A 14659-nucleotide genomic window follows, 5' to 3' on the forward strand; every position below is an offset into this window, starting at 1 on the left:
AGGCAGCCAGCTTGGCAGGGGTCGGCCAATGACAGCGCCACAGGCTCTTTGGGTAGTCAGTGGCTTGCCTAGCACTGTGGACGCCATGATTGAGGCAGCCAACGCCCTGTGTTGCTACGGTCTTGCCCGGCCAGCGCAATGGTCTTCTTCTCGCCGCACAAAGCGCTCCTGGACGGCTTGTTTGCGTCGACGAGTCATGCTTCTCTTCGAGTCAACCGAGAAGCTGGTACAGTTGACAAGATTGCAGGTTCCCGTGGAGCTCGATGGGCCAAGTAAAGATCCTCGCGGGCGCGAGTGCAGATCGTCAAGAAGCGCAGGCGTGCATCGATGCTGGTGGGGTCCTCGTCGTATGAATCCAAATCAGGAACGAAGACGCTATCGAATTCTAGGCCCTTGATGCTGGCTGTGCTGACGATCTTGATGCGACCCTTCGAAAAATCGACGGCGTGTCGCAAAGGATCATTGTGGACGTAAGCTTGAGTCTGAGCCGCCAAGCCCACTCTGGTCAGTTTACTCTGGATACTCCGCGCCAGAAATGTCGTTCTGCAAATGATTCCGATGGTCCGATGCTGATAGGCATTGAAGTATTGTAAAACGCCAGTGGCGAGGGCGTCGAGAGAGGGAACTTTGATGACGACGGGGGTCGGCCCGACCCGCGTTGGCAAGACGGTCTCGGTGTGAGGCTCTGTGCGGAACTCGTTCGCCAGCAATGCGATCTCTCGACTATTCCGGTGGTTGTTCGGCAGTACAAGCGGCTCGATCTCTGCCGCGAGCGTTTGTCGAATCTCAGACAGCGTGCTGTGCTCGGCGCTGATGCGCTGGTTCTCGTCTGCGAACACCGTGACGTCGACGCCGAGGACCTGGCACAATTGGTAGAAGCCGAGTGGAAGGTTCTGTCCTTCGTCAATTACCAAGTGCATGGTCGTCGCCATGTTCCGGAGTATGCAACTGCGCTGCATCTCGATCCAGTCGTAGCCCCGCTCGTCCTGGTCGTCTCGTGGCGGTGCTGTCTCGAAGCGTTCCCGCCAAAAGTTCCTGACCCACCATTCGTAAGTGGTGATGTCGACTGCCGCGGTGAGATCGGGAGCCAGTTGGGAAAGATACTGACGGAGCAGATCGAACCGAGTAATGAGGACGACGTCCCGGCCGGTGACTGCCAGGGTCCAGGCGCGGTAGACGGCTGTGACGGTCTTTCCGCCGCCGGGCGGACCCGTAACGACGTGACAACCTTGGAACGGGAGGTCAATGACTTTCTGTTGCTCGAGCCCGAGTTCCACGAGAGAGGGAATTCTCATGACCGATTCACGGTCTCCGCCGACTCTTCCAGCGCAGCGCCGAGAGTTTCCTGGAAAAATCCTGGAACGTCGTTGCCGCCGACCAGCAGCGTCCTGTCCAGGATGGAATTGTCGATCTCGCAACAGGTCTCCGGAAGGAGCGTGCAGGCATGACACGCGGCTCGGTTGAGGTTGGCAAGAGAACGTCCGGTCGAATCGGCGCATAGCGGGTCCTGTGAACACCACTGCGCCGATTCGAGCAGGCGGATCAAGGTCTCGGCAAGATAGGGCGGTTGGCCCTGTCGGACGAGGCCGCCGAGCGTTCCTTCGGCGTCGCCTGCGGCGGTGTAGACGAACACACCTGCTTGCGGTGGATGCCCGCTGCCCGGCGAATGGCTTCTGGCGTAGACGCGTTCCCGTAGCGAAGCCGCATTGTATCCGCTGTCGTAGGAGAGCTGGCGGATAAAATGGTGGGCCAGGGTGTGCAGCATTACAAACCTCGGGAGCAACGCTGGCCCTGACTTTGCCCGCAACCGGTCGACCTTAAAAGAGGCATCCAGGTCGCGCTCGATCCTTCGTGTCCAATTTCGGACTGACGGGAGTTCCTCCCAGGAGGTGAGGCGGTCTTCATCTACTGAGATGAAAACCCCCTCGCCGTAAGTCTCCACTGCAGGCAGCCACCTAGTTCGACGCGCGGTGTTGACCGAAACGAGACGGCCACCCTCTTCGTCCTCGCCCGGGATGGGTTCGTACCGCGAGAATCCCTCCAGGGCGCGGACTTCGCGTACTCGATCCGCTACCACCACGGTGGAGATTGCCGCGTCGAGCTCATGCATTGAGCGGGGATCGGCGTCGTCGACACCGAGAAGGGTCCGGCGCACAGAGAAAGTTTTTGAATTCGTGACTGATTCTGGAGTGGAAAAAGCTTCCCATTCGGCAATGCTTAGGTCGTCATCTGAATTGGTCGAAGGGTTCAATGAGGCATTGTTGACCGTATGCCGTCGTATTGATTCGACAAATTCTTCTGAAACTTGGCACTGAATGGAGATAATGCTTTTAAAATGATCGGCGAGGGGGCCGTCGAGTGTGCTGGTAAAATCTGGCCAGAATTTGTGATCAACGACCCTTTGAGTGAGCTCGTCGCCGTCCGGAATTCTTGAGGTTTCGGGAATGTCAATGGCTGAGTGAGTGACTGGAAAGTATACATTTGAGGCACCGCGCTGTACTGCCTGAGGTGTTTCCTCGCAGTTATCTTCTTCATCGTCTTCGTTATTCCACGGATGAGTTCCGCGGCATCTGCTTTGCAACTGCTTGAGGACGTTTTTCTGGCTGATTCCGGCCAGGCTGCGACTGGCCCTGCAGGAGTCGCATCTGACCAGCAGGGCGTCGAGGCCGGACGACTCGGAGGTGGCGATAAAACGAAGCTGGTAGACCTGGCATTGGCGTTGATCAGGGGTCTCACTTTGTGAATGCGCCCACCGTCGCCAGTCGATGTCCGCTAGGTGGCCGGCACGGCATACCTGGATAAAACGCATGGGTGCCAACTGTGGCTTCCCTGGACAGCGGTCGCATACGGGATGTTTATCTTTGATTTCGAGTCCGGCGTGCCATTTTTTCATGACCCTGCACCGAGGGCAGAACAGCCAGGTGGGGAATCGGATGTACGAAGGTCCATTTCGAGATACGTAGGCAGCTTTTCCGGACGGGATGACGGGGGCGGAGCGAAATCTATCCACGTGAAGTTTTTCCGCGAGCCGAGGAGAATCCACTGGGTCTCCACTGCTGGCCCAGCTGCGGATGTCAGCGGCCACGAATGACTCGCCGCGCAGATCAATGATCCCACCGACTCCGAAGGGAGTAATGGTCTGCGTCCTGCGAACCTTTCGGCGAATATCTTTCATTAGTCTCACGCTCCCCTGACGGCGATAAGGCATTCACGGTCGACGTTTCGCATGGACTGCGGCGTCTCCCACATTCCTTCCTGCTTGCCAAAGTCGGTGAGCAGCGCGGCCTGTGTTCTTCCCTGCGGCTTGTAGTAGAGCCGCCTACCTTCGCCCCGGGCATTTTCCGCCTCTTGCTTCCATTCCTCGATCAGGGAATCCAGCTGCGCGGCCGCGGCATCGGCTTCGTTCGGATCGGCGCGCTGCACATGGGAAACCACGAGCTCGCGCACACGCGCGAGGTCGTCCGCGTGCTGCAGGATGTCTCCTGCTTTGTTCTCCGCGTTGAGGCCCACGCCGTGCCGCATGAGGATAGTGAGCACTGCGTGGAGCGCCCGGTCTCGAGACGGCAGGGACCACGGCGTGACGCTGGTGGGCTCAACATGCCGGTAAAGCGAACGGTGATAGACGCCAAAGGACTCGTAGTGGGAGCGGTCACGCGGTTTAGACGAGCGGAACAAAGTGATGATCAACCCAGGTACTTTGCGGCGGCCGACGCGACTGGTGGCCTGGATGTACTCAGACGTCGTCTTGGGCTGTCCGTTCATGATCATGAGGCCGAGCCGCGGGACGTCGACGCCCACAGAGAGCATGTTGGTCGTGGCGAGGAAAGAGACACTGTCTCGTTCCTTGAAAGGCTTCCCCAAGCGTTCGAGAAGCCGCGGTTGTTCGGCTCGCGGGACATTGCTGGTCAGTTCGACGACGTCGCTGTCCTCCAGTTTGCGTTGCTCGGAACTGTCCTTCGTCAAGTGTTCCAGCCGCGCTGGAATATCATCCCGCGCGATAGTGACGGTTCGACCGAGCTCCCGAAGACTGTTGTGATAGGCAACTATGGTCCAGTAAGCATCGCGCAGAGCTTCGTCGTCGCTGAGCGCCACGGGCGCCTGCAGTCCGGCCGCTCCCACGTGGACAGTTGCTGTCGAAGCGGTGTGTCCCTGTGCCATGACACCGACGTACAGTCGTCCGGGCTTGTCCTCGTCAGGCGAAGCAAAGTACGAATGTCCGGCTGTCAGCCCTGCCGGAGGAAAGAGCTGTACGGGACGGCCGTAGAGACCTCGGATCTGCTCCTGTGAGCGTCGGATCGTCGCTGTCGAAGCGATTACCTTCGGAGGTGTGCCTCCCCAGGCGCACAGCTCGAGGACGGCCGACTCGTAGAGGCCGACTGTGGTCCCCAGCGGGCCTGCCAACAGGTGCAGCTCATCCTGGATGACCAGCGAGGGTGCGTGTCTGCCGTCAGCGCCGAAGAGGCGACCCGCCTCCGGCTCCCACGCCAATCTCGCGAATTTGTCGACAGTGCCGAGCACGAAGGTTGGCGGGTTACGGTAGATCTGCTGGTCCACGACCGCCACTGGGAGCTGCTCGTGGAAATCGCAGGTGTTGCGCGGGCAGAAGAACGAGGTGCTGATCCCATCGGCCCGGATGCCGAAGTCCTTCACCCGGCCGCCTCGCGCTGGAACGATCTCAGTGCCGCACCACGGGCATCGTTCCAGCAGGAACCGATCATCCGGCGTGCTCATCTGCTTCAGTTCGTCAAGTTCCACCTCCGCGGCCGAGATCTTGTTCGGGGTTGTCTCCTGACCGACCCAGAGACCGATGGAAATGGGCTCCTCGCCTAGATCGTCCGGTAGCGGACCGTCCTTTCCGGCCCTGATGTACTCGAGGGCGCAGATTGCGGTCGCGGTACGTTGGAACTGCTGAGTAGTCAGCAGGCTGAGGGTGTATCGGCTCAGCACAGCGGTGCCGCCTCCCTTCGCGCCGAATCGGAGCCGGCGCAAGAGGATCTCGAAACAGGCGGTGAGCAGGTAAGCCTCGGTCTTTCCGCCGCCTGTCGGGAACCAAATGAGGTCGACCGTGCGTCGGTCCTCGTGTCCGGGGTTCATCAGGCTCTCGACGACGAGCAAGAAATAGGCGAGCTGGAACGGATGCCAGGCGTAGTCGGCGGGAGGCTCGTTCAGCTTGAGCACCTCGCTATCCCTGCGACGACGACTTCCCGCCAGTTCCGGGCGACTGTGCAGCATTTGAAGTGCCATCGCTCGGTTTGCCAAGCGGAACGCCTCGCGTGCTTTGCCCGCAGCAGGTGTCGATGCGGTAAGTGCTTCCACACCGAAGGTCATGCGGTCGAGCGCGGTGCCGATTCGGTCGAGGAGTCGCCTGGCCGGCTCGGCGGCCCACGGTCGCAGAGTCTTCGCCTTCGATTGCTGGCCCGCGAACCAGGTGCGGTATCCGAGGACGAAGGATTTCAGCTCGACGCGCAGGTCATCCGGCGTCAGCTCGGCCTGCGAGAGGTGGGCCAGGTTGAGCACGGGCAGATCGCGGGGTCCGTCGGGCTTGATGTGCTCGACCACCTGCTGAGGCATGACCTGCGCCCGTACGGTCGTCACCAGGTCGGAGCTGTCGTTCCACTCGACAGCGCAACCGTGTCCGACAGCCCTGGTGACGATGTGCCGGTACTGGACGCGAAGTTCCTGCTCTTCCTCGTCGCGACTGTTCAGACGCGTGCTCGGGTACTCCAGCACAGTGCCGTCTTCCGTCGTCGCCTCAAGCTCGACCTGAAAGAGCATTAGATCCCGGTCTTTGTGGCGGCTCTCGTCCTCCTGGTGTTCGTTGGCCAGCACGCAGGTAACCAGATGGCCATTGCCGAAGGGCCGCCACCGCACATGGAGACGACCATGCCCGTCCAGACAAGGAACCGGGCTCGACGTGTCGAGGTCGATGGACGTCGTCGTAGACAGGCGCGGTTGCCGCTGCCAACTGCGGCGTCCGCCATCACGGAGCGTTAGATAGCGGGAGGCCGCGCAAGACACCTCGATCCGACGGGCGTCGGTGAAGAACGAGAAGCCGAGCGAAGATGGAAGCCAAGCGTTCGCTTCGGCCACCGGATCTTCAGCAAAGCTGTCCTCCTCTCCGCTACCCGCCGCGGCCTCGTGGAACCCCTCTTCCCCCCCTTCCTGGGTGTGTTCCAGCATGGAGGCCCCGCGCGGGTACAAGGTGCCCATCAGGTAACGCCGGTCGGGCGGGTCGACGAGCGTCTCCGTCTCGTTCGGTTGGGGACCGACCAGCTGCCGGTGCAGATAGGCCACGTACTCGTCACGATGGCTGGTGATGCGCGCGGCAAATTCGTTCATTTCAGTCCGCCGTTTCGCTCCAGTACGGCCGTGCCTAGAGTCGTCAGCTTCTTCCGGACGTTCGGGCGGCACGAGATCCAGAGCTGTGCGCGTGCCCTGGTCCAGGCGACGTAGATGGCATCGAGCCTGCCGTCCAAGTGCTCGGGCTCGAGGTCGATCAGGCAGATGATATGACTCTCGTGGCCTTTGAAATCGGCGATTGACGACCAGGTGAGCCGATGCTTGGCGGTTTCGGAGCCGACGATGTCGATGAAACGCTGGATCTTGGACGCGCGTCGAGAAAGCCGGGCTGAGCTCGTCTCCCAGTTGCCCGCCGCGGACAGCAGGGTGATGTCGTGTAACGAGACATCCTGCTGGCCGAGTTCGTTCACATAGTTGTCCAACAGCCCGGCTTCGTGTTGAGGGTCTCTCGAGTCGACGAACTGGGCTGGGCTTCCCTCGCCGGCAGAGGCGATGCCTAAGTCGGCACCGGTGAATTGCTGCACCTGCTTGACGATCTGCACGGTGTTGCGACAGTTGCGCTTCATCGGCCCGTATACAGAGCCCAATGTACGCAAGTAGTCCCAGGCCTCGGGGTCGTAGGAGTCCGGAGCCAACACTTGGTTGTTCTGATCCAGCATGAAGATCCAGCGGCCTTTTTCGAGGCCATCCGCAACGAGCTCTTCTAGAACTTCGAGGCTGTCAAAGGTCATCAGGTCCTGTGCCTCGTCCAGGATCAGGTGGTCGAAGGTGCGGTGCTTGACCTCGTCCAGCCGGTCGAAAGGCAGGACGGTGATCGCGTCGTCGGCGAGGATTCGCGTCAGGTGCGCAGCCAATGTGCTGCTCGCGCAGGTGAACAGGACACTGCCGACGGCGGACTTACGACGAGCTGCTTCTGCGGCGAGGAACGTTTTGCCGGTGCCCGCGCCTCCGGTCCAGATGAGGCGTGGATTGGACTCCAGCTCGTCGAGCCGGTCCATCTGTTCGTTCGTCAGGCGTTCGAACACGACGTCGAGATCCGCCAGCCGGGACTGCAGATTGGGCACAAGATCGAATTCCGGGCGGATCGCGTCCAGTATCTTTCGACGAACGCCGCCCGGGACAGGGGTGCGCGCCCACCTGTTGCGGCCCTGCCAGAAGCGGGCGGCTCGTTTGATGGCCTGTTCAAGACCACGGCCGCCGGCGTAGGCGGTGGTGCCCAGATACTGTTCCGGCTCGAATTCGGTTGTGCGGTCCAGATCGATGTCCGTGGTGATCACGAGATACCCGCTGGGGACCCCCAGGTCCCTGAGGTCGCCGACCATGGTGGCGAGTTTCCGTTCGAGCTCGTGCATTCCGCCGCTGACCTGGGAGAACGGGCTTTCTTTTGGTCCCGTCTCCCGGCCGATTGGTCCGTAGTACCACTGCCCGTTCTTCTGTACGATACGACCGCCCTTGACTTCGATGAAGAGAAGGATGTCGGGAGTGATGACGACGAAGTCGATCTCGCCGACGCGCTTCCAGCGATGTCGGCCGAGATGGACAGAGTGCAACGCGACGCTTTCCTGGTTGGGGATTTCCTTGAGCGCGGCGAACACGCTGCGTTCGCCCTGGCTCTTGGTAATGCTCGAGACCTCGCTCGGGATGATCCGCATCAACTCTCCCCGTCGTCGCGTCGAAACGCCTTCAACATACCGAGTCCTCGGGCTTGTCCTCACGCGGCTTGATTGAAGTGCCGCTGGTCTGGCCGGAATGATGGATGATGAACTATGAGCGGGCGCAGTCGGGACGGGACTGCGCGGGGGAGGGACTATGGGGCGGGCCAGTGGATCCGGTGAACGGATCGACGACGCCGGCTGGGGTTTGCTCGTTCGTTTGGTCAGCCGATTCGCGGCCGAAGGAGTCGACCGCGAATCGGCGCATGCGCAGGTGGTGCAGGCGGCGCGACTTGACGACGGCAGGGCTCAGACCCTGTGGGGCGAGGTAGTCGATAGACAGGTTTACGTTGCTGCGGAACCGCTCTCCGATCCGGAGACGACAGTCGATCGCAAGGCTCCCTCCGGCGAGGGCTTCGACGCTCTGGACTTCTCTGAGGGCGAAGACATCGAGGATGGTCCAGTCCTGGCCGAGGTCCGCGGCCCAGTGCGGATCGGTGATCCGGAGTCCGCGCGTGCCGCGGCGCGCCGGGTGCTCAGAGCCGATCGACGGCTACGAAATCCGGGCAAGAAGGTGCTCAGCGCAGAGGAAGAAGTGGGATTGGTCCTGTTATTCCGTGGAAATCTTACTTCGATGGAGGACTTACCTGACGGGTACGTGGCAGGTCTGGCGCGGGAAGGCGAGGCGTATCAGGCATTTTCGGCAATGATCGTCCACAACCAGGGGCTGGTCTACAAGACAGTGAAGGCATGGGGGCATCGAGACTATCCCGGTCAGGACGACCTCGTGCAGCACGGCGTGCTCGGCCTGATCCGCGCGGTCGAGAAGTTCGACACCTCCCGGGGGTACAAGTTTTCAACCTACGCCACCTGGTGGGTTCGCCAGAGCGTGTCTCGTGCGATTGCCGACGAGGGGCTGATTATTCGACTGCCGGTACACGTATGGGAGGATGTCGAGAAAATTCGGAAGCGGGAGCGAGAGCACTTTCTCAAGTTCGGCAAGAAGCCCAATGTGGACGATCTTGCTCTGGCGTGTTGCTTGCGTCCGGAGAAAGTGGTCGATTATCTCCGTCTGGCTCGCCGGGTTGTGTCGCTCGATCAGCCTGCGGGCGGGAACGTGACGCTTGGCGAGCTGTGCGTCGACAACCTGGCGCTAGTTCCGGGCCCGGAGGAGGTATTGTGGTCGACCTTCGAGCGTCAGGAGATCTTCCAGTGGTTCGAAGCATGCGGCCTCTCCTCGCGAGAGCGTGAGATTCTGTTACTGCGAAACGGATTAATTGACGAGCAGGTTTGGAATCTGGAGGAAATCGGTAAAAAGTTCGGCGTCACGCGGGAGCGCATTCGGCAAATCGAGGGTCAGGCGCTGATGAGCATCAGGATAGCCTTGGGCCTCGAGCCGGATAATGCCGCTGCCGAACGCCGGCGTGCGAGGGCGGCCCGAAGCGTTGAGCGGGACGCGGTTGAGAGAACGACGCGCCGCGGAACTCCTGCGAAACGAGCGGAATCAGGTACCGCTGCTGTCGCGCCCACGTCCGGGGCAGACATGCCGGAGGCGGAGAGCAGTTTCGACAGAGGGGAGGAATTGGTGACCTCGATGGAGCCCGAATTCGGCCGAGAAACGACTGAGCTAGAGGCATCGGTCAGGTGGTACCACCGTCCCGGGCACGATGACGGCGGGCGAGAGTTCGGGAACGCGGCGGCCTTCGCGTTCGAAGCCGACATGGAGGTGCTGGCGCGCGAGGCGACTCAGAACAGCCTGGACGAGCGCGACCGGCGGAACGACCGTCCGGTCCGGGTTCGTTACACCCTGCATGAACTGACTGGCGAGGCCCTTGCCCGGTTTTGCGACGCGATCCACTGGGACGACCTCCGGCCGCACTATACGGCCGCCGCGGCGCAGGACCAGAAAGTCGGACGCGTCATCAGCTCCGGACTGCGCGAGATGATCGAGCGGGACCGGCTGGTGCTTCTCCGGATCGATGATTACAACGCCAACGGCCTCACCGGCGACGACTACGAGGACGGTCGGTTCGCGGCGGTGGTCCGACGCCAACTGGACAGCCATAAGTCCGATGTGTCGGCCGGCGGGTCGTACGGTCTGGGCAAGGCCACGTTGTGGGCTACCAGCAGGTTGGGTCTCGTTCTCATGAATTCGACGCTTTCCGAACCGCACGAGGGGCGTACTCGGCGTCGGGTGATCGGTCGGCTCGACCTGCCGTGGCGGGAAGTGGGCGGCAGGAGGTTCGCCGGTCCTGCTTGGCTAGGGCAGCCCGACCCCAGAGCGGAGAACACCGAAGTCGTCCGCTCCTGGTGGGCGGACGAAGGCGCGGTCGAGCGATTGCATCTCACCAGAGAGGACGATGAGCCAGGCACCTCCTTCTTGATCGTGGGAGCTCATGATGTGGCCAGCCTGGCTGAAACTGGGCAGGACTACGACGGCAGTGCGAACGAGGACGACGACACTCTCGAGCGGATGCACCAGCGACTGGTCCGCGCATTGGGACGCAACTTTTGGGCAGCGATGACATCTGGGGGTGAGCATCGGCCATTGCTGGAGGCGTCCGTGCGAACGCTACGCAACGGTGTGGAACACATCGAGGAGGAACGGGTCGACCCGCAGGTACACCAGCCTGCTCGTTCGCGGGCTCTTCAAGCCTTCCTGGCAGGGACTACGGTGGATCGTCTCACCGAGGCCGGTCAAGTAGCTCTTGCCACCGTGCGCCTGAAACTCCCTGTGCGGGGTGCCGCCGGTGCGGCAGGCGACCACAAGGCTATCCTTCTCGTCACCGAAGCCACCGACGCCGACGGCCGGATCAATCACGTGACGGCGATGCGCGGCAATCGCATGACGGTCAAGACCAGTCGGGTACCCGGTCTACCTGTGGGCACCAACCCTTTTCAAGCCGTCCTGCTGGCTGGTCTGGCAGCAGGCGCGGACGCGCCCTTCTCAGCCGAAGCCGAGGAGTTCCTTCGTGCTTCCGAGCCGCCAGAGCACAACAAGTGGGCCCAGACTGAGGAGCTGAGGATACGCTACTCGCCGTCGGCCCATCGTCGGATCGCGGAGATGACCTGGGAGACAAATCAGGCTGTGCACCGATTGGTGGCGATTTCCAAAAAAGAGAAGACGACCGTTACGAGCAAGGTAAGCAAACGACTCAAGATCTCGGGCAAACCAGCCGCCAAGGCAAGGGGAACAGCCACGCCTCCGAAACTGGATGAGCTGGACGCCGAGGTCGACGCTTCCGGCGCGTGGCAGATCACCGCGGTCGTCAAGGTGGCACCTGGGAGCGAGACCTGGGCAATGAACCCCGTTGCCAAACTGGAAGTGCGCTCGGGCCCGCGCCCGCTAGTCAAATGGGCAGAGCTGGTCGCCGTCAGCGGTTGCGAAGCAGTCGACGGTGTGTTGCATTTCGCTTCTGGAACGCGTCGTGCTGTCTTCCGGGGCGTCACCGATGTGTCGACCCACCCGGTACGGGCAACTCTGACCGGCCTCATAGTCGAGCTTCAGGAGAACAAGGGGGCCGTCGCGTGAAGGTCTACTCGTATCCTCGGCTGACCGGTGCGGTGACGGCCCGGGTCACAGCAGTCCGGCTGCGCGGCCCGGGGGAAAGCCGCGAGCAGCTGGACTCGCGAAGCTGTTCGGTAGTCGAGCAGGTGGCAGCACTCGGAATGGCGGAACGCGACGACTGGCAGACGGCCAAGCTTGCGGTGACCGCGTCCGTGCCAGTTCGAGAGATCGAGGCGAAGGGCAGTTGGTCAGATGTCGCGGTCGTCGCTGTTCTGACCGAAGGGGCCACCAACACCCGCACGGTGTCTCGGCTGAAGCCCTGCTTGGAGGGTGATCGGGAATGGACCGGGGAGATCGAGATAGACCGGGACAACCATGCGGATCGAGCCTCCCTCGTCGTGCACGTGGTGGCAACGGTGGGGGGAGTGGCAGGGCGGGTCATCGGCTCCACCGACCAGGAGTGGTTGATCGATGTGACGTCCGACGTCCCGCTGAGGGATCGCCAGCTGGACGTGACCACAGTGAGCTTCGCCCGCGGAGCGGAGTGGCTGCGGAGCTTCCGGGACGCGCCTTGGGCGGTGGATACCTCGGGACGGATGCCCGCTGTGCGGATGAATTCGGACTTCGAGGGTTTCGCCGCGTTGGTGCAGGACCCGGGATCGAAGATGGAGAACATAGTGGGCGAGATGCTGCTGGCCCAGATGTGTGCCGATGTCTGGACAGCGGTGTTTCACACGGCGATCGGCAGCCTGGAGATCGAAGAGGACGGAGCGCCGCTCTTTCCGCCGGATTGGCGGGGTGCGGTCCTTCGGGAAATGCTTCCGGACGTCATTCCTGGACGATCAGAGGAAGAAGCTCTCCTCGAAGTGCACACGCGACGCACCGGCGAGGGAAGTTGGATGGACCTGCAACCGCGCATCCAGTACGCCGCCGCGCGACGTGCCGGGATTCCCAAGGCATTGGCCTCCACCGTCCGCGAGATCGAACGATTCGAGCAGGAGGCCCACGCGTGACTTCCCGACCTGAGCATCTGCCGGAGCGGCTGGCCCTGCTCTCCGATGCGCAAGCCGCCGATTTCCTCTCGGCGGGAGTGCTCGAAGGCCGCGAGGACGTTCCGTCCATCGCGCTGAACAAGGTGGCCGAGCCGCTGGCGGGTGACGACGCGCGACTGGATCTGGTTCGAGTACGGGATCTGATCGACGACGCGTTGAGCAAGTTCCGAGCGGAACGCCCTACCGCCGCGGACGCCTGGTTGGCGCCGCGACTGCACGAAACCCTCCGGTTGACGCGCAGGGAAGCCGCTGAAAAGGGGTTGTGGACGTACTTGGCTCTCGGAGTTGCGCCGGACTATGTCGTTTGGCGGCATCTGCCTGAGCCGAAGGAGGACGGTTCGCGCGTGCGCGTGGCTCGCGACAGGTTCGTCGGTCCGCATTACAAGCAGTCGTTCGCCCGCCTCTGGTGGGCGGCGGAACTCTTTCGGGACGGTTCCGACTACCGCCCCGTCGTCGTGGCCTGTGGCAATCAGGACATGCTCAACTCCGCGCTTCGACTGGACGTTATCGATCATCGGCCGACCGCTCAGGCACTCGTTCGATTGCTAGAGCGAGGGACCGTGCGCACCGGCAGGGAGATCAACGCCTTGACGCCCGCGGTTAACGCAGCCGCGGCGACTCTGATGTACGACCTGGTGGCCCCGGATGTGGAGCGTGACGGCGATGCCTTACGTGACTGGATCGCGGGTGCCGCATCGGCTCTTCCCTCGCCTCGGAACGAGCTTCCGGAAGGGCCGGAGGAAGAACGGGTTCCGGAAGACGCGGTGCGGGGTTTGGCCGCACACTTCGAGGAGTTGTTCGCCGAGGCACCGGTCAGGGGGAGGGTTTCCGAGTAGGCTGAGCACTCTTGGATTCGGCCGGAGGGCACTGGCTCTGATCACCGCATCCGATGGCTCGCAGCTCCTCGACTGTCGTTGCGGGGACCGCGGGCCAGGTCGCTGAGCGGGCTAGTTCTTTTTTCGTGGGGGCCTTGTCGCGCAGCGCCCTGCTGAGCACGTGCATTCCGAGGCGGGGAGGCACTGCATTGCCCACTTGCTGAGCCTGGTCCTTGCCGGACCAAGGGAAATTGTGGGGGAATGTTTGGAGCACTCCGGATTCGGCGATGGTGAAGCGGTCTGACTTCCCCGCTTCGTAGTCTGCTTTGGTCTTGTACACCTTGTTCCGGGAGACTTTGCCGGTGACAGTAAAGGCAGGCTCGTCGGACTGACGTTCGCCTCGCCGCTTAGGGTCGCCGTTCGATCCGTAGTTCGAGATGACGAAGAACTTTGTTTTGCCCCTGCTGCGAAGCCGAGAGATGTCGATCGACGACCCCTTCAGTGTGCTTGCCGCGTCGAGTGCTTCCGCCATCGACCGCCAACGGATCTCACGCTCGACGCCGGTCGGGAGCAATTGCGTCTGTCCAGGGCTGCTTGCTTGGCGATGCACATTGAAGGGCAGGTGTGTCGTAGCGGGCCGCTCGACGGCTCCCGAGCCTACGAGCCTCGCAACGAGTACGGCGCGGGTGCGCGTCTGGGGAACCCCGAACTGCTCAGTTTTCAGCGCCCAGCAATCCGCCTCGTACTTGACGCCCTTGAGACGTCCCTCACCGCCGCGCAGAAGGTGCGCGTAAACGTCCCACAGAGGCAGGACAGTAGGAACCTGCTCCAGAATGATGGCTTTGTACGGTTCGCGACCTTCCGTCTCGATCGCCTTAAGGAGCCAGCGGAGAGGTTCGAGCACCAAGGCTGTTCGCGGGTCCACTCCGCGTGCATGCAGGTCTTTGTCGACCTCGGCTTCGTCCTCCTCATGCACCAGGCGGTGCATGAACTCTTTCACGGTGTCGAGCGCTGCTCGGCCCGCGCCGCGCCCTGCGACGGAGAAGGATTGGCACGGAGGCCCGCCTGCCAGCACGTCGACCGAGGCGGGGATCTCATCGAAACGATGCTCGCGCATGACAGTGACGTCGGCATGGAAGGTCGGCAGGCCAGCCGCGTAGCGCGTTTCGCATGCGCTCTGGTCCCACTCGATGCCGATGCTCTTGAAACCTAGGAAGTGCGCGGCGACGTCGAGCCCTCCAGGGCCTGCGAAGAGGTCCAGGATGCGAACCCCGTCGAAGGGGTGTCTAGGTGCTCCCAGGCTGCTCATGGAGCCGAAGTCTAGCCGGCCAT

The 14659-nt window shown here is 62.2% G+C and carries 8 protein-coding genes; 3 read left to right on the top strand and 5 right to left on the bottom strand.

Annotated elements, in window-relative coordinates:
• Positions 1-194 precede the first annotated feature (194 nt).
• The 4 genes from DMP23_RS40600 to DMP23_RS40615 are packed head-to-tail and all read right to left on the bottom strand — an operon-like array spanning position 195 to position 7952.
• Positions 195-1277 (bottom strand): hypothetical protein, encoded by a 1083-nt coding sequence (locus DMP23_RS40600; RefSeq protein ID WP_337824135.1) that lies wholly within the window; start codon positions 1275-1277, stop codon positions 195-197.
• Between the two features lie 14 nt (positions 1278-1291).
• Positions 1292-3208, bottom strand: a complete 1917-nt coding sequence (gene drmB, locus DMP23_RS40605; protein ID WP_337824136.1) for a DrmB family protein — start codon at positions 3206-3208, stop codon at positions 1292-1294.
• Positions 3181-6339: a helicase-related protein gene (locus tag DMP23_RS40610; RefSeq protein ID WP_337824137.1), complete on the bottom strand. Its 3159-nt coding sequence runs from the start codon at positions 6337-6339 to the stop codon at positions 3181-3183. Before DMP23_RS40610 ends, drmB begins: the two co-directional genes overlap by 28 nt.
• Entirely contained in the window at positions 6336-7952 is a 1617-nt protein-coding gene (locus tag DMP23_RS40615) for an NERD domain-containing protein (protein WP_337824138.1), read from the bottom strand. Before DMP23_RS40615 ends, DMP23_RS40610 begins: the two co-directional genes overlap by 4 nt.
• Before the next feature lie 157 nt (positions 7953-8109).
• Here DMP23_RS40615 and DMP23_RS40620 point away from each other — a divergent pair, with 157 nt between their 5' ends.
• The 3 genes from DMP23_RS40620 to DMP23_RS40630 are packed head-to-tail and all read left to right on the top strand — an operon-like array spanning position 8110 to position 13348.
• Entirely contained in the window at positions 8110-11484 is a 3375-nt protein-coding gene (locus DMP23_RS40620) for a sigma-70 family RNA polymerase sigma factor (protein ID WP_337824139.1), read from the top strand.
• Positions 11481-12473: a hypothetical protein gene (locus tag DMP23_RS40625; RefSeq protein WP_337824140.1), complete on the top strand. Its 993-nt coding sequence runs from the start codon at positions 11481-11483 to the stop codon at positions 12471-12473. Before DMP23_RS40620 ends, DMP23_RS40625 begins: the two co-directional genes overlap by 4 nt.
• Positions 12470-13348 (top strand): DUF6339 family protein, encoded by an 879-nt coding sequence (locus tag DMP23_RS40630; RefSeq protein ID WP_337824141.1) that lies wholly within the window; start codon positions 12470-12472, stop codon positions 13346-13348. The genes DMP23_RS40625 and DMP23_RS40630 overlap by 4 nt, the downstream gene beginning before the upstream one ends.
• Here DMP23_RS40630 and DMP23_RS40635 read toward each other — a convergent pair.
• A complete protein-coding gene (locus DMP23_RS40635) occupies positions 13326-14636 on the bottom strand; it encodes a DNA cytosine methyltransferase (protein WP_337824142.1) in 1311 nt (436 codons plus the stop codon). The two genes, DMP23_RS40630 and DMP23_RS40635, sit on opposite strands and share 23 nt — an antisense overlap.
• Positions 14637-14659: the final 23 nt, after the last annotated feature.

It is taken from the genome of Amycolatopsis sp. A1MSW2902, assembly GCF_017312175.1.
Classification (GTDB): domain Bacteria; phylum Actinomycetota; class Actinomycetes; order Mycobacteriales; family Pseudonocardiaceae; genus Amycolatopsis; species Amycolatopsis nivea.

Coding starts and splice junctions, on each gene's coding strand:
- DMP23_RS40610 (WP_337824137.1), bottom strand. CDS start 6,339: ATGAACGAATTTGCCGCGCGCATCACCAGCCATCGTGACGAGTACGTG.
- DMP23_RS40635 (WP_337824142.1), bottom strand. CDS start 14,636: ATGAGCAGCCTGGGAGCACCTAGACACCCCTTCGACGGGGTTCGCATC.
- DMP23_RS40615 (WP_337824138.1), bottom strand. CDS start 7,952: ATGCGGATCATCCCGAGCGAGGTCTCGAGCATTACCAAGAGCCAGGGC.
- DMP23_RS40620 (WP_337824139.1), top strand. CDS start 8,110: ATGGGGCGGGCCAGTGGATCCGGTGAACGGATCGACGACGCCGGCTGG.
- drmB (WP_337824136.1), bottom strand. CDS start 3,208: ATGCCTTATCGCCGTCAGGGGAGCGTGAGACTAATGAAAGATATTCGC.